This is a genomic window from cf. Phormidesmis sp. LEGE 11477, assembly GCF_015207105.1.
Classification (GTDB): Bacteria; Cyanobacteriota; Cyanobacteriia; order Phormidesmidales; family Phormidesmidaceae; genus Phormidesmis.
In genome coordinates this window covers 1-16,498 of sequence record NZ_JADEXO010000124.1, presented here as the reverse complement: position 1 = coordinate 16,498, position 16,498 = coordinate 1, and the positions used below count along the sequence as shown (strand labels likewise).

Sequence of the window (16,498 nt, the reverse complement as noted above, 5' to 3'; positions counted from 1 at the left end):
AGCTATTTGACGCCTAGTGAATTTGAAGAAAAGTGGAGGAAGGAGCAGTAATCGTCTAAAGGTGATACGAACAAGTCTAGACTTTCTATCACCTGATTTTACTGTCCAAATTTAGGGGTTCACTTCAATCCTCATCGAATGGACTCATACGCAGTCCAGTATCATCTGGAAGTGGCGGCAGGAGTACAGCTAGGTCACTCGTACCTTCACGTAGTGCTGCTACTTGAGTAGCGGTTGTCGCTTCCTTCAGTTCTAGTTTGACGTTCGGATAGCTGCGTCGGAAGGTGCGTATGACTTGAGCTAGACGGCCATACATAGCACTGCCCACATAGGTTAACTGAAGAACGCCTGTATATCCGGCTGCGGCCCCGCGAGCGGTTGCAACTGCTAGCTCTGCTTGCTCAATTGTTAGTCGTGCATGGGTTAGCAGTGCCCTACCAGCAGGGGTTAGTTGTATAACGCGGTTGCTGCGCTCTAGGAGTTTGGCACCGATCTCTTTCTCTAGCTGTCGAACAGTCGCGGTTAGCGGCGGTTGTGACATATTGAGTCGCGCTGCCGCTTTGTGAAAGTGAAGCTCTTCTGCAACGGCGATAAACTGCCTGAGTTGTCGCAGGTCAACCATTAACGCTCTCTCTAATCAACTTCTACAGGACAACTATCTTACATACAGGTCTAGGCGTTCAGCTTCTTTCAATGTCTCAAATTTTAGACCTTTTGAACTATGGCAAAAGTGTGTCCCATTCCTTGTGTCAGAAAGACTTTCTTGAAAGGTCGAGGGCATTGCGAGTCGTCGGAGGCTCTCAACTCTCGAACGACGTTGCAAAGCGGACAGCTACCTCGATCGCCGTTCTATTGACTGCTATTGGCACGTTGCGTTGGCTCGATCACCTCATCTATAAGTGCAGGGGTTTTGTGCGGAGTTGATAGATGTAGGCATTTACAACTGTTCCCTTTTCAAGCATCACTGGTGTCAGGACTCGCTCATAATCCTCGCCCTCAAACTTATCGAGGCGAGTCCAATGCTTAGCTAATTCTTCTGAGGTAAAAAGGAAACCTTCTACTTCACTGCCATTTCTGTCCAAGATGATACCTGGGAAGCCAGAAGCCGCACCCCATCCCTCTTGAATCAAAGTGCCACTGACAGTCGCTGGCTTCCACTCTCCCTGAATATCTGATAGGACGTGTTCGTTTGGCTGACCTGGGGCGAGCGTTCCATACACAAAGAGCCGCTGAGTCATTGCTTTCTCACAGTAGAGACCATAAGTTGTTCATCTGCATCGAATAGTTGAATAGGTCTCAGCTAGGCGCGGTATTACGATTAGTCTGCACCGTTCGATTAAAGAGGAAAGTGTTGTTTAGGGACACTACGATTCGCCTGTACCTGACAGCGCAACGTACCCACCTAGTGAAATTAGGCCAACACCCGTCGTAATCCGCTGACGTTTGCGAAGTTTAGGACTCGTTCTAAGCTTCTGACCTATCGGCCCTGCTAGTGCAATCACTATCAGATCTACTAGCGTGTTAAGCACAACGGAGGTAGTGCCTAATAGCAAAAATTGGATGAATACAATACCTGAAGGGTTAACGAACTGTGGAATGAACGCGAGAAAGAACAGCGCTGTCTTCGGGTTCAAGATCTCAACAGCAACACCTTGAAAGAATGCTTTACGGTAGCCAACCACAGTACTAGCGTCTTCGCTGATAACAGTGTCTTGACTCAGTATGGTCTTTATACCCAAGAAGACAAGGTAAGCCGCTCCTAGATATTTCATCAAGCTGAATGCGATCGCAGACGTTGCCAGTAGCACTGACACCCCTAGTGCAGCGGCCACTACATGGAACAGACCACCCACTGAGGTTCCCATGGCTGAAGCAAAACCTTCTGGCCGTCCTCCTTTCAAACTTCTGGTCATCACGTAAAAGATACCGGGGCCGGGTGTTATGGCTAGCACAAAGGCCGCACTCATAAACAGTCCTAGCGTTGTGAGATCAGGCATTAGGGTCGCTCCTAGTCAACAGTCTGAATTATGCTCTACTTTCGCCAGGAAAACAGCGCTTTAGAACGACATACTAAGCAACCAGACGATAGTAACTAGCGCGACTGATGCCAACCCGCTTACAGATATCACTGATACTCAGCTTACCCTCATCAGCAAGGCGCTTCGCTTCTAGCTTCTGGCCTTCGGTGATGGTCTTCTTCCGACCACATCTGCGTCCGCGCGCCCGCGCCGCTGCTAAACCTGCCAGAGTACGTTCACGAATGATATCGCGGTCTAGCTCTGCGATCGAGGCTGTCATCCGAAAGAAGAACTTACCCATCGCAGAGGCAGTGTTAATCTGTTCCTTCAGGCTTTTCAGCTTGACGCCTCGTTGCTTCAAGTCCTCAGCTAGTTCTATCAAGTGTTTGGTCGAGCGGCTAGCCCGGTCCAGCTTCCAGATAACAAGCGTGTCTCCTTTGCGCAGATGATCGAGACAATTATTCCACTCCGGGCGACTGCCCTTTGCTCCGCTTTCGCCCTGGTCACAAAAAATGCGATCGCACCCCTCCTTCTCCAGCGCATCCATCTGCAAATCCAAGTCCTGCTCAAAAGTAGACACCCGTGCGTAGCCAACCTTCATATTTTTGTCTCAAAACTCGTCTATCTAACTCAATAGTGGCTCATAGATAATAAAACCAGTTATGAGACAGTCTAAACGCACAGAACTCGTTCACTGCCTTGGCTTTCAGAAAGCGTCTTACAAGGGGTCGGACACTGTTGGCGAACTCCAAAAGTAGCGAAAAATCGGTATTCTGAGGCTAGTCGCTAGTCATCAGGAGTGCGATCGCCCGTGTCTATCAAGCCGCAACCGATAGCCGAAATTCCAGCTCTCACCCAGCAAGTCGCCAAAGCTGCCTTTCCGAAAGGCAATCCATACCTGACGCTGCGGGATGAACTCGGCACAGTGTTCGAGGACAGCGACTTTATCGGCCTGTTCTCAAACACAGGCCAGCCGGGACTTCCCCCGTGGAGACTAGCGCTGATAACACTGCTGCAATTCCGCGAAACCCTATCTGACCGACAAGCAGCAGACTCCGTCCGTTCTCGCATTGATTGGAAGTACCTGCTGGGTCTAGAGCTAACCGACGAAGGCTTTGATTTCAGCGTCCTGAGCGAGTTTCGAGATCGGTTGATAGAAAGTGAACAGGAGCATCTGCTGCTAGAAAAGCTACTGGACTGTGCTCAGGAGAAAGGACTGCTCAAACCCAGAGGCAAACAGCGTACCGATGCGACTCGTGTGCTGGCATCGGTACGCAAACTCAACCGGCTGGAGCTGGTCGGCGAAACGATGCGAGCTGCATTGAACGAACTGGCTACCGTTGCCCCAGAGTGGCTCTCAGACATCGTCCCAAATGACGACTGGTACGAGCGCTACGGTCGCCGCGTAGAAGACTATCAGCTGCCAAAATCGGAAGCAAAACGCAACGCTTGGACGCAGGCGGTAGGGGAAGACGCTTACTATCTGCTGTTCTGTCTCGAAGCGTCGCGGCTCGCTGACTGGGAGCATCTACCGAGAATTCAAGCGCTGAAGCTCATGCTCGAACGGCATTATGAGTACGATGCCGATGGGCCGCTGGATGCACAAGTGCGCTGGAAATCAAAAAAGGAACTGCCCCGCGCTAAGTTTGGTATCGAGTCACCCTACGATGTAGATGCTCGGTTTCGTTCTCGGTGTGGGGTGAACTGGGTTGGGTATGTCGTGCATCTGAGTGAGACCTGTGATGATGAACAGTGTCACCTAATTACTCATATAGAAACAACAGATGCGAGCATCCACGAAGCGCAGCGTACAGAAGCGATTCATCAATCCCTTCTAGATAAACAGCTACCACCATCAGAACACTTTGTTGATTCCGCTTATGTGAGTGCAGAGCACTTGGTGAATGCAAAAGAACAACAGATTGAAATCGTTGGGCCCGCTCGTCAGGATTTGAGCTGGCAGGCAAGGTTAGAAGGCGGCTACGATGGAACGAAGTTTGACATCAACTGGGAAACTGAAACCGTCACTTGCCCAGAAGGGAACGTCTCGACGAGTTGGAAGCCCAGAGTCATGCCAGACAATCGAGACTACATACAAGCCAGGTTCAGCAGTCGTGACTGCTCTACATGCAATGCCAAAGAGCTGTGTACTCGTGGCCCGCAGCGGAGTTTGAACCTTCACCCGCGAGTACAGTACGAAGCGCTAGAACAGGCTAGAGAACAGCATCGTAGTGAAGCCGGTCGGGAGCAATACAAACGTAGAGCCGGGATTGAAGGCACTATCTCGCAAGGGGTTCGCGGCTTTGGCTTGAGGCGATCTCGCTACCGAGGTCTCCCAAAGACGCATCTACAGAATGTGGCTATTGGCGCAGCCATCAACATCGACCGGATTGTCAACTGGATAAACGATGTGCCGCTAGCCAAGACACGTACTTCCCGTTTCAAAGCATTGGAATCCGCATAACCCGCTAGCTATATAGGATTTAGAGGCTTTCCTATGAGTTCGCCAACAGTGTCCGGTGGTTAGAGACACAATAAAATCTACGCTGCGTAAAGAACTACATGTTCACAGAATTAAATGATGTTTCCAATAGCACGAAGCTTGGTGTCTTTATTTAACTTTGTTGGGAACTATCACAGTGCATGACCACGTTGTCTTGCATCGAGATATTGGAACAACACGTTAATATGGATACTCAGAAGCTACGCGACTTATATGGCAGTAACGAGGTTGTTTCTCAGCTATGCGATGATATGGCAACACGGGAGCGAAATCAGTCCGAAACTAAGCTCAGTCGGATGATCGCTCGATTGGAGAAGGCAGGATCGTCCGCTCAAAAATCTGAGGTGATCGCAGCGTTTAGAATCCTGGAAAATTGTGGTTGTGGCCAATACGTAGTAGGTAGACGCGGCCACGCATCTAGGTTCGTATGGGCTTTTAGCAGCTTGGAAACGTGTCAAGCTGCTCAAGGTAAGCGAGACTCGGTGGAGCCTTTGCCTGAAACAGACGACGACATTGAAACAGATGCTAAGCTCGATGCTGTCACACACTGTCTACGACTTCGTGATGATTTCAACTTAGAGCTAGAATTACCTGAAGATCTAACACAATGCGAAGCTGAAAGACTATGCTCCTTCGTTTCTGCGCTGCCACTGGACGAATAGACTTTGACAGTACAGATTCCACAAGCTTACATAGTTCGTATGACGGTGTGGTTCAAAACCGGCTTGTTTTAGGTAACACATGCAGCACAAATTAGACCATCATCGGCGATAGCCTGCTGTTTGATTACGTTAGTTTCTACGCTCTTTGGAAGCGCTCAAAGCCCAGCAACTCTAGCCAGTGGGGATGGGTTTCACCCGTCAACAATTGCTTGGGGCTTTTACCCACCCGTTCCGGCACCCGAGAGCGGCTGAAACAGCGATGATTACAGAAGAATTGGAGTAGGCTCAAATAGGAATCCCCGAGACTGCGTCGCAGGAAAAAGTAATTGCGTAATCGTGAGTTGAGATTTTCCACTAACGAGCTAGCTCTGGGTGTTTGTTTGAGTGCTTCCTCCACGGCCTTCATCACGCCATAGAATTTGTCTGAAAGCTGCCTGTGTAGCTGAGTCCACCGTTCCCAGTAAGCATTCGAGGTGTTGTGTTTCCGATGCCATAAACAGATATCCCGCACTACCTGTAGTGGTAGCTCAAAATCGGCTGCCAGCGCTGCCAGCTTCTGGTCGAGGACACCGGCAAAGGCCAGCAATTGATCACGTTGGTTATGCAGGGCCTTCCTGAGCTTGCGAATTGTGGAATACTGCTTGCCTGCTCTCTGTTGGAGTTCGGCTTCAATGAAGTCGAAGAGTTCCTGGCGCTCTGCTAACTCTGGCCCCGCTAATGCCATCACATCATGCTCAAACCAATGTAGGAGAATTTTGACATCTCGGGCACGGGCGACCAATCCTCGCTCTCGGCGGTTAGCTTTTACCTGTTGGATGGTCAGCTTCTGGGTCATGTTGTTGGTCAGTTTGGCCTGGGTAATCTTCTGTTCCAGTTTGACCCGGCGCGTCGTCGCTCCTTGAGCTTGGCGGGCCAGGCCATTGGCGACCTGCTCAAACTGTTGCTGGATATGGAACACGTCACCGTGGCAAGGGACTTTTGGCATCACTGCTTTCTGCCCGGCCCGAAGCCCACTGCCACCATCAGCAATCGTATACTTGGGGGCGAAGCCTTGCGCCATATTGTCCAGCAAATACCAGCCCCAGGTTTCTTCATCCCGACGTTCAACTGATTGGAGCAGGTAGCAGTACGTTGAGGCGGCATCAATACCCACGAGTACCGGACGATTCGACTGATAAATCTCATCGTGAAGACCCACTTCAATGCCAGAGAGGTCTTGACTTTGATTGATCTCAGCCGCCGTTGCCGCTGCCGCGTCAAGTCGATTGTGGATAGTGCCGATGCTGATCGGCGTGTCGAATAGATCGCGAAACAGTTCGACGACGCCTCGATAGGAGCTGTGGCAGATTAGTACCAGACCTAGAATCAGCTGGTAGAGCCAGTTCTTGGTCACGGGTAGATGGAACAAGACATCGTCATCACCTTTAGATGGCGCAAAGGATTCATCCAGAGCTTGCCGTGCTTTATCACCTTGCTGGTAGACGAACTTTCGACTAACCTGGTGCGTCGCGGCAATGTCGCTGATGGGTTTCGAGCGCGACAGTAATTGAATGCCGATGTCTTGGCGAACATCAGGGGATAAGCTAGCGGCAATGGAAAGGGCTGGACTCATATTGGCGATGGCGAACGCCCGCTGAAAGCGATCGCGCTCAGGAAGGGGCAGCCATTCAGCCTACCTGAGTGCGGCGAAAGTGTAACCCTGTTTTGCACCACGCCACAAATTGAGACATTAACCAACTTGAATTCTAGCGTGCCACAAAGTTAAAATGGAGCACGGTATTAGTACTTGGATCTACAACCAATTCCCAAACACCTTCAGAACCACGGAACGTTCCCTCTGACGATCTTCAATATTAAGCTACTCAACAACTTCTTCTCCCAAGTACCTTAATATTGATGCAACCCATATAAGAGAATATGCCAAAGGTTGTTCATCTCCAGAAGAGATTTTATTTAGGTTTTCTAAGTCACTTGATAGTTGCCCCATAGTAAAATTGCTAGGCTGCTCATATGGCTCATATCGGTCTGCTTTAGGTATATGCCAATAAAAATCTTTTCCAATCTCAACGGAATTCATTCCTGAGCTATACAAATGAGAAAAAATCGATTGCAGTGCGTTCTCTATCTCTTTTAGTTCTACATTCATCAGTTGGCCCCAGATACAATGTTGTCAATTTGTCCCTCAAAGGCTGAAATTTCAGCCTCTAAGTGACGTATCCTACCATTAATAATGTTTTGCCTAACTTGGTCATTAGGAGCATTCCGAAGTATCCCTAGATGGTCGGCTGCCTCTGGATTAGCCCTATAATTCTCTAATTTCCGAATATGTTCTTGAGCCCGTCGGTATAAAGATCGTACAGAGCGTTGTTTTGGTCTAGGTAAATTCTGAATTTGCTCTTGTAGATGAGACGGTAGTCTTATATCATCTGCGGCTCCTCCTAGATCATCACCAACTGACTTTAGGACTGAGTTACCAACTTCATCTGCACCAGACGAAGCTGCTCTAACACCGTTATCTAAAGTCCCACCACCAGCCGTAGCTAATCTTTGACCGCCTCCACCAAACAACTCATCTAAAGATCGCGCAGCATCATCTAGGAGATGGCCAGTTCCGCGTAGTAAGTCATCTGCGGATGAAGCAAGCCCAGAGGCACCAGAGCTGAAACCTCTTTCAATGCCTCCACCAACGAGGACACCGACTCCAATACGTTGCCAAAAGTACTCATCTTCATGGATATCATCACAGTGAGTTGGAGCTTGAGCTGGCGGCGGTGGAACAAATAGATTTACAAGTATGCCACCTACAATAACAACAGCAGCAACAGTAGTAAATGCGACCTCTCCGCTCGGATCGGTATAGTTTGTCGGACTATTGAACACATAGCGATATATATTGCTATCGCCCGCATCAAAGCCTAACGGGTCAGTACTAACAAACGTCCCCGGTGCCGGGTCAAAGTATCGCGCCCGGTAGTAGTAAAGCCCCGTCTCCTCATCGCGCTCCCGCCCGGTATAGCCAAAGCGGAAATCCACATCAGCATTCGTCTCACTGCTCACCTGTCCATAGCTGTCATAGACAATGTGATTAAGCACCTCACCATCACTATCAATCAGGTCGCGCACGCTACCCTGATGGTCACTCAGCGCCCAGCGCACCTCCCCATCCGCCATCTCTTCTGCCAGTACCTGGTCCACCTGCGGCCCGTGCAGATAGCGACTAACCTGATTGCCCTCACCATCAAACACCAGCGCAATATGCTCACCGTCATAGACATAGCGCTCTTCAGTCGCCGCACCTATGCCATCGCCATCGCTGTCAACCACCTTGGCAATCCGACGGTCATACACGTCATAGGTGTACTCCACCGACTTAGCGACCACATCATCGCTGCCTTTAGTCACCACCGAGGTCATCCGGTTGCGATAGTCCCAACCGTACTCAGTCACTTCCCCTGTTGAGATCGCCACCCGCCGCGTCCGATTGCCTTCGTTGTCATACTCGTAGGTGTAAGTGCCATCAGAGCGCAAACGATTCTGCTCGCCCGTTTCATAGCCCGCACTGTTGCGATTGCCCGTATCGTCATAGCTGTAGGCTTCATCGGCCTGATAGCTATGCGTACCCCCTGTCAGCTCGTCGCGGTCGTTGTAGCTGTAGTCACTAGTGCCATCTGGCGTTACTAGCTGCGTTAGACGATTGGCCGCATCATAGGTAAAGCCATAGCCCGCGATCTCATTCCCGTCACGCTCATGCACCAGGCCAACTAGCCGACCAGCGGTGTCATAGGTATAGGCCGTATCTGCAACCGTCTGCACTCCAGCTAAGTCACTGGCTCGCGATAGTCCGGTCATCTGACTAGCCGCGTTGTAGCTGAGATCTATTCGCTTATCGGCCACGCCATTGCCGCTCTGCGTAATCCGCGTCACCCGATCAAGCGTGTCATAGGTAAAGGACTCTACCCCGGCCTGGGTGCCCATGATGAAGTCCGTCACCGACGTGCGGTTATTCACCGCGTCGTAGCCATAGCTCAGCAACACATCGGGGACACCAGCCGTACCTGCATTATCATTGCTGAGCAAACGACCCGCCGCGTCGTAGGTGTAGGCATAGGTCGAATCAGGATCGCTGACAGCCGTGAGCTGACTAGCTGCGTCGTAGGTGTAGTCGATCCCATGAACGACCGTACGCTGCTCATCCAACCATTGCTCCTGAGTTTGCCGATTGAGAGCATCGTACGTAAAGGACTGAATGCGTCCGTCCCGGTCCTTCTGCTCAACTAGGTTGCCAACGGCATCGTAGAGATAAGAGCGCGAGAGGAACTGTCCATCTATCTCGATAACGTCTAGATCCATCCGGTTGAGCGCGTCATAGGCATAGCTGGTCGTATTACCCGACGCATCTGTCAACGCTAGTAAATTTCCAGCTTCGTCATAACGCATCACCGTCTCTTTACCGAGTGCATCTGTCACCCCAGTACGGCGATATAGCTCATCGTAGGTATAGGTTGTTGTCTGACCGAGCGCATCTTCGATGGTAGAAACATTACCCACCGAGTCATAAGTGGTAGTCGTTCGAACTATCGGGACGCCCGCTTCTGTTTCCAGCGGTCCGACTACTTGGGTTTGCAGGTTGCGCCGGTCATATTGATATGTAGTCGTACGGTCTAACTCATCTGTGTAGGAAGTTAAGTTACCAACCGCGTCGTAGTCGAAGAGTACGCTGCCGCCCGCTGCATCAACGCTGCCGACCTGCCGATTTAAGACATCGTAGCTATAGGTCGTTTCGCGCTGTAGAGCGTCAGTTACCTTGGTTAGGTTGTCAACCTCGTCATAGTCATAGGTTGTGCTGTGGTTTAGGGCATCGGTCGCTTCTATCAACCGGTTGAGTGCGTCATAGACATAAGTCGTCGTGCGATTCAACTCATCCGTGACAGAGAGCTGATTACCCACCGCATCGTACGTATAGGTAATAGTATTGTCACCTTCAAGCGCACTAGTGCTTGCAACCAGACGATTTCGAGCGTCGTAACCAAAAGAAGTACTATTTCCGAGCCTATCGGTACTCGTGATTAAGTTACCGACCTTGTCGTAGTCAAAAGTATCCGCGTTTCCATAGGGGTCAATCGCTGCGCTAAGGCGATTTAGATCGTCATAGGCATAGCGAGTGACATTACCCCGTCGGTCGGAGATCGCCACCAGACTATCGACTGCGTCATAGGCATAGCGAGTTGAGTTAGACAGCGCATCTGTTTCAGCGACCAGTCGGCCACGAGCATCGTAAGTAAACGCTGTCGGATTACCTTGGGCATCAACGACTTCGACTAGATTGTTGTCGAGGTCATACGTGAAGTAAGTTGAATTGCCCTCAGCATCAATCGTCTCGATACGGCGGTTTCTCTTATCGTAACGATGCTGAATGATGCGACCCAAGGCATCAGTTGTTGCGACCAGATTACCAGCGTCATCGTAGTCGTATAGGGTCTGCTGCTGATCAGCATCTACCAGACGAACTAACCGATCTCGCTCGTCATAGGCATAGGCTGTCTCATTTCCACGTGCGTCCGTGCTGCTTGTGATATTCCCTGCTTGGTCATACGTGAATAGCGTTACTGGAGAAGTTAATGGCCCCGCCACACCGTCTGGGTCGGCTTCGATGATGGTAACGACGCGGTTCATTGCGTCGTAGATATATTCAGTACTGTGACCGTTTGCATCGACAAACCGGCTGAGATTACCTGCCGTGTCGTACTCGAACTGCTCACTGGCTTCAAAAGCCGTATCCTTTGCATAGGTGACCTGTGCCAGTCGTCCAAAGCTGTCGTAGTCGTAGTCCATAGTTCGACCTAAGGGGTCGGTCATCGTATCGACTAGTCCTGAAGCAGTGTAGGTGTAGGTAGTGATTAAATCGTCGGTTTCATCACTACTTGTGTCTAATTGACCCACCACCTGAGTGATAGCAAGACGATTGCCGGTAGTCTCATCGACTTCATACAAAGTCTGCTGGCCGACCTCATCGACGACAGAGGTTAGCTGATTGAAGGTTTTGTCGTAGGTAAAAGACTTTTCTCCACGACCTGACCGGCTCTGCTCTACGAGTGGGCCGTTAGCTTGACCAGCGCCTGCTATTGGATTGAACAGCGCTTTTACACTCGCAAAGTAAGCTCTATCTTCAGAGCTGTAGGAACTGTCTGTCGTTAGAATATCTATACGGCTATTACCGTCTATAAAACCGGTGATGAACGACTCGATATATCCATTGCTCTCAATCGAGACAGGCGCGTCAAAGTGACCGTTACCATCATTCAATAGGACATAGAACTCACTACTTTCTTGAAACAAGACATCAGTAGTGCCGTTTGAATCAATATCTACTAGATCAAAACTCTCAGCGTAGTAGTCATCAGAAATAGGCGTGTCCGCCACTGAAAACTGGTTGTTCCTAGTATTTAATCGAACTTCGAGGCCCTCTAAATCGTTGAGAGAGACAATGTCCTGAAAGCCATCTTGATTGATATCAGCAACCTTTATATTGTCACCATTAATAGAACTACCGTCTTCTAAAGACCAGGCATCTTTTAGTAGCCAGCCGCCCTCACCTTCATTCTCAATAAAAAAGTGTCTTTCGTACTGATATCCGCCACCAAAAGCAACAATATCTTCATCTCCATCCCCATCTAAATCTTCAACGGCTGAGATTTGGAAGTTGGCAAAAGCAGTGCCATCAGAATCTTCCATATAGTTACGAAAGCTATCTTCTCTAGCATTAGAAGACGTACCGCTCCGTCTGCTTTCATAGAAAAGAACATCACCTGTTTCAGCAACGATAATGTCTACTTCTCCTGTCTCAGGATTTATTCTCTCTTCTAAGAAATCTTCCGCGTTCTCTACCGCCGCGAACACACCATTGCCATTGTTTGTGTAGAGATAAAGGTCATCGTCGGAAGAAGCTGACAGGACTAAATCGAGATCTTGATCTCCATCTATGTCATAACTGACAATATTGTTTGTGGATGAACCTCTAACCGGGAGCGTAATGCTTTCTGCTGCACTATTCCACCAGTTGCCATTGCCTGTATTGATCAGCACTCTAAGCGAGTCTTCTAGCGCTTCATCACTAGGGTCACTAAAGTAGCCGGCTCCGACACTGACTACATCCAAATCGCCGTCGCCATCAAAGTCTGCAACTGTAGAATAGTAGCCCGGATTTAACGCTTCAAAAACTGGAGAGATAAAGTCGTTCTGCACCCGATCAAAAAAGTCTACGCCCTGTGTACTAAAAGCTCCGTGGTCATTCCCTTTGTACCAAAGGCCATCGGCAATTAAATCTAAACGACCGTCACCATCCACATCTACAGTATCAATCCTATTTTGATATTGCCTAAAGCTACTGCCATTCCTGATTTGTCCATAGTTGACACTGCTATCAGACCGCTCAAAATTACCTGCCCCATCATTCTTTAGCGTCGTTAACCATCGCTGCGACTGGATAAGGATATCTCGGTCTCCATCCAAATCAATATCTTTGATGAGGATATCGGTATTGTATTCGTCGTAGTCGCCGAAGTCGGCATACTCAGTAAGAATGTCAGACCTGTCTTCAGCCGGTTCATAGTCAACAGCTTCAGACCAGGTTCTATCACCGTTAATAAACAAAATGGAAGCTGTTGTTCCAGACACCACTACCAAATCATCTAAATCATCTCCGTTGAGATCAGCTGTGGCAACCAGGTCTACCCGCTCTCCAAGTTTCTCGTTGGCTTCTACAATAGCTTCGCTGTCCTGAGGTGATAGCTCTGGTGTATCAAAAGATAGAGAGTCTGAGACGCTAATTACATTACCAACTTCGTCATACTCGTATCGGGTCACGAATCCTCTAGCGTCAGTCGTCTCAATGATGTTATTAAACTCATCTCTGACAACGCTTCCGGTCAATGTGCCTTCTTCATCCTGTGAAGAGATCAACTGGCCTGCCTGATCTAGTAAAGAGAGTCTTTCATTGCCGTTACCATCTACGTAACGAGAGTAACTAACGTCAGAAGTTGAAGATGCAACAGCTTGGGTAAACCGAGACGTTGTTTCTTCGGTTTGGTAAAGCCCTTGTGTCTGAATCGGTGATACTTCTAAGGTTGAACCATCTTTACGGGTTGCAGAGGCTACCCTTCCCGCAAAGTCATAAATGGCTTCTTCTCGGCGACCGTTCTGATCGACTTCTGCGGTCATGCGATGCCCTGCATCGTACTCAAAAGTGCGTTGGGAATCGTCTGGATTGACAACCTGAGCTAAGTTGCCCGCGCTGTCATACAGCAGCTGTGTGGTCCGCCCAGCTGGATCAACAATGCCTGAAACCTTGCCATCGCCATCATAGAGAAAGGTTGTTTCTAACCCGGCTGGATCAACAATCTTGCTAAGCTGTCCGGCTGCGTCATATACGTGCTGAGTTTGATTGCCATGTACATCCGTCCTAGAAACAAGACGGTTGTTTTGATCAAACCTAGAGACCGTCTGCTGCTGACTCGTTAGTTGGAAGGTACCATCTTCTAAGCGAACCAGGTCTGAGTATTGACCAACCGGTGAAACATAGGCTTCACCTGCGTTGACAGGTGCTTCAAACAGACGCTCGGTGCCATCACCATCCACTAGCAGAACTGAGCCATCAGCACCTTCTACCAGCTTTTGCATGCCAGCAATGCCCCAGCCGCTGCCAAATGCGCTATCGACTGTGTTGACATGAATCAGCTTAGCGCCGTCATTTGTTGGACTACCAACTGTGCCGACTAATCTGTCAAACTCAGTTGTGATGATAGAAATCGAACCATCAGCGTTCCTAACCCGTCTAGTAGTACTTCTTGGTACAATCCCCTGTATTCCTGCCGTCATTGAGTAGTTGTATACACCGGTTTCAACAGATCTCAAATCGGCCTGCAGCTTGCCACTGACGGGGCCAGATTCACCCGGTAGCCGCCAAAAGTTCTTTCCAGTCGCACCGACTAGAGGTCGCCCGTCAGGTGATAGCTCTTTACCTGAGAAGCCAGGATGCTTGTACTCCAGGCCATTGATATCTATAGACAAGTCAGCTGTCATCACTAGCTGACTAGCCAGAACGGTACCTCTCCTTGAAGGATTATCTATCACGACTTCAAGAACAGGTCTAGCGTCTGCTCTAAGAGAGTCATACACGAGCCGAACACCGCGCGCTTCGCCCAACGACTGATAGGTAGGCAGCTCATGCGTTTCGACCAGACCACCGGAGTATAGCTCTACTTCAGAGGTGAGAGGGCTCATTGCTGAACCAGCGACACACCCATGATCTAAGGTTCTCACCGCCCAGTCCAACGGACGGTCACTGAAGAAATGCCAAGAAGAGTTACGAATACCCCCATCAATTGTCTCAATTCGCTCTCCATCCGCGCTGACACGCCCTACCCCAACAATCTCAAAGTCTCCAGTCGTGGGGTTGATCGACCACAAGTCCATCTGCGTACCGGCTTCTACACCAGCGGTGTTGGCTAGCGTTAGCTGAGCAGGTGTATCAAACACCATTTCACCCGGCTGAATGGTGACGACCATATCAGGAAAGAGATTCTCTGGGAGAGCTGCGGGCGTTAACTCAGGCGGCACCTCAGATATGCTCAGCTGGCCGGTAAATTCATTGCCTCGGTTGTCAGTCAGAGAATTCGCTTCAACAAAGACTTGAGCGCCTAAGCTGGCATTGGTAACCGTGATGTCGCCAGTAGCATCCGTTGTCTGCACGTTGTCATCGATTGCTAGTGCGGGTAAGTAGATAGGCCGCTCAATCACGTTGTTGACACCTGCATAGACCTCATGGCCCAGCACCAGGTTCAGCTTCTCGGCCACGAAGGGGAACTCCTCTCCTGTCACCGATTCATACTCCGTGCCGTAGACCTTCAGCGTGTCCGCCGCCCCCGCTGGCGCAAAGGTCATATCGTGTCCCATGAACTGGCTCCAGGCCAGCATGAAGCCCGTCGCACCGGTCTCATCAGGAATCGAGCCATCTTGGGCAAAGATGGTGTTACTAATCTCTCTGACGTTGGCTCTGTCTTCACCCGCTAAGGTCCGAATGCCATCGCCATACTCCTGGGTATAGTCCACTCGCAGATGCGTTCCTGGCGTGCCGAGTGTCGGGTTAGCCAGATTGTTGTTTGAGCCGTCAAGCGTTGCATACTCAGTCACTGTCTGGTCAGCTACGGTGCCGCCTGCTGAGAGCGCTGCTGGGTCACGCCCAGTAGAGAACAGATTGTCGGCTAAGCCGGTCATCTCTGTATTGCGCTCTAGCAATGCTGAAAGAGAAGTCTCACGAATCAGGCTTAGTTCCTCAGTCGTAAACTGAGCGTTCTCATACCAGAAGCGATCGCCGTCTCTTAATCGAGCAAACTGGTCAGCAATCACCTTCTGAAAGAACTCACCGACCATCGAGCCTGCTACCGCATCTTCAGCCAGGCCACCGACGATGGCATCAATATCGTCCACCGTGCCGTAGACCTGCTCTAGCTGTGCCTGCAAGTCCGTATCCGACGTAATCTCAGCAAAGGATGCAACTGGTGCTAAGCCAAAGTCTACTCTCGCCTGGTTGTAGTCAGGCAGACCCACATCCCGACCGCGCTGAATATCAACTGCGGCCAGGTCAATCCCACCCGCACCCGGTGGGCCGAAGAGCGTGTTGCGTAGCTGGTCGAGTACTTTGGTATCGATTGCTTCTGAGGTCTGAGCAAACAGCCCACGCAAGATCGCGTCAATGCCCTGTTCTTGAACCAGCCCAGGATTAAACGTGCTTTGGTTGAGGGACACGGACGGCAGCGCCTGACCGTTCTGATCGATTAGCAAGAACTCATCAGAGCTCTGCGTATGACCCATACGGAAGGCGGCGGCTGAGAACAGATGACTGACAGACGGATCGACCTGGTCGTCATAGCCTGCATAGTCAGCAATGGTATTGTCACCAATCAGCAGCGGCAGATACTCGCTGTAGGTAATGTGTTGAATCTGAGCGGCGACTAGCTTGCGAGCTCGTTGATAGACCGCTTCTCCACTCAGTTCAGGGTTCGCTGCGCTGATCGCATCGGCCAAGCGGTTATGCTCACGCACAAACACCGTATGCATTGCTGTCAGGCCGATGTTCTCATTGGCGCGAACATCACCCGTTGCGAAGAGCGTAGCCGGATCGGTTAGGCCGCGATTGCTGTTGGCCAGCACACCGTCTGGAAATGTCTCGCTGTTGTTGATTGGTAATAAATCACCGTCTGAGACTTTCAGTCGTCCGGTGCCATCGTTGGTTCTTAGGGCTATGGCCCGCGATTCAT

9 protein-coding genes are annotated in these 16,498 nt (G+C 50.2%); 2 read left to right on the top strand and 7 right to left on the bottom strand.

Translation table 11 applies throughout. From position 1 onward, the window contains the following. Positions 1 to 124: 124 nt before the first annotated feature. The 4 genes from IQ256_RS24245 to IQ256_RS24230 all read right to left on the bottom strand — a co-directional run bounded on the left by IQ256_RS24245 (position 125) and on the right by IQ256_RS24230 (position 2,619). On the bottom strand, positions 125 to 622 hold the full coding sequence (locus tag IQ256_RS24245; protein WP_193858265.1) for a LysR family transcriptional regulator: 498 nt from the start codon (positions 620 to 622) through the stop codon (positions 125 to 127). 271 nt (positions 623 to 893) lie between these two features. Beyond that, positions 894 to 1,238, bottom strand: a complete 345-nt coding sequence (locus tag IQ256_RS24240) for a gamma-glutamylcyclotransferase family protein (protein ID WP_193858264.1) — start codon at positions 1,236 to 1,238, stop codon at positions 894 to 896. A 126-nt stretch (positions 1,239 to 1,364) separates the two neighbouring features. After that, positions 1,365 to 1,997 carry a LysE family translocator gene (locus IQ256_RS24235; RefSeq protein ID WP_193858263.1) on the bottom strand — a complete coding sequence of 211 codons (633 nt, stop codon included), beginning with the start codon at positions 1,995 to 1,997 and terminating at the stop codon, positions 1,365 to 1,367. Between the two features lie 73 nt (positions 1,998 to 2,070). Beyond that, positions 2,071 to 2,619: a recombinase family protein gene (locus IQ256_RS24230; RefSeq protein ID WP_193858262.1), complete on the bottom strand. Its 549-nt coding sequence runs from the start codon at positions 2,617 to 2,619 to the stop codon at positions 2,071 to 2,073. Positions 2,620 to 2,829: 210 nt separating this feature from the next. On the opposite strand from IQ256_RS24230, the gene IQ256_RS24225 reads away from it, so the two are divergent. Next, the gene (locus tag IQ256_RS24225) at positions 2,830 to 4,482 is read left to right on the top strand and encodes an IS1182 family transposase (protein ID WP_193858261.1); all 1,653 of its coding nucleotides are present in this window, start codon (positions 2,830 to 2,832) and stop codon (positions 4,480 to 4,482) included. Positions 4,483 to 4,706: 224 nt separating this feature from the next. After that, positions 4,707 to 5,183, top strand: coding sequence for a hypothetical protein (locus IQ256_RS24220; RefSeq protein WP_193858260.1), 477 nt, complete (start codon positions 4,707 to 4,709; stop codon positions 5,181 to 5,183). Between the two features lie 136 nt (positions 5,184 to 5,319). On the opposite strand, the gene IQ256_RS24215 is transcribed toward IQ256_RS24220, so the two are convergent. From IQ256_RS24215 to IQ256_RS24205, 3 genes are all read right to left on the bottom strand, one after another. Continuing rightward, the gene (locus IQ256_RS24215; protein ID WP_193858259.1) at positions 5,320 to 6,795 is read right to left on the bottom strand and encodes a hypothetical protein; all 1,476 of its coding nucleotides are present in this window, start codon (positions 6,793 to 6,795) and stop codon (positions 5,320 to 5,322) included. Positions 6,796 to 7,041: 246 nt separating this feature from the next. Continuing rightward, positions 7,042 to 7,329 (bottom strand): hypothetical protein, encoded by a 288-nt coding sequence (locus IQ256_RS24210; RefSeq protein ID WP_193858258.1) that lies wholly within the window; start codon positions 7,327 to 7,329, stop codon positions 7,042 to 7,044. After that, the gene (locus tag IQ256_RS24205) at positions 7,329 to 16,484 is read right to left on the bottom strand and encodes a peroxidase family protein (RefSeq protein WP_370623539.1); all 9,156 of its coding nucleotides are present in this window, start codon (positions 16,482 to 16,484) and stop codon (positions 7,329 to 7,331) included. Before IQ256_RS24205 ends, IQ256_RS24210 begins: the two co-directional genes overlap by 1 nt. Positions 16,485 to 16,498: the final 14 nt, after the last annotated feature.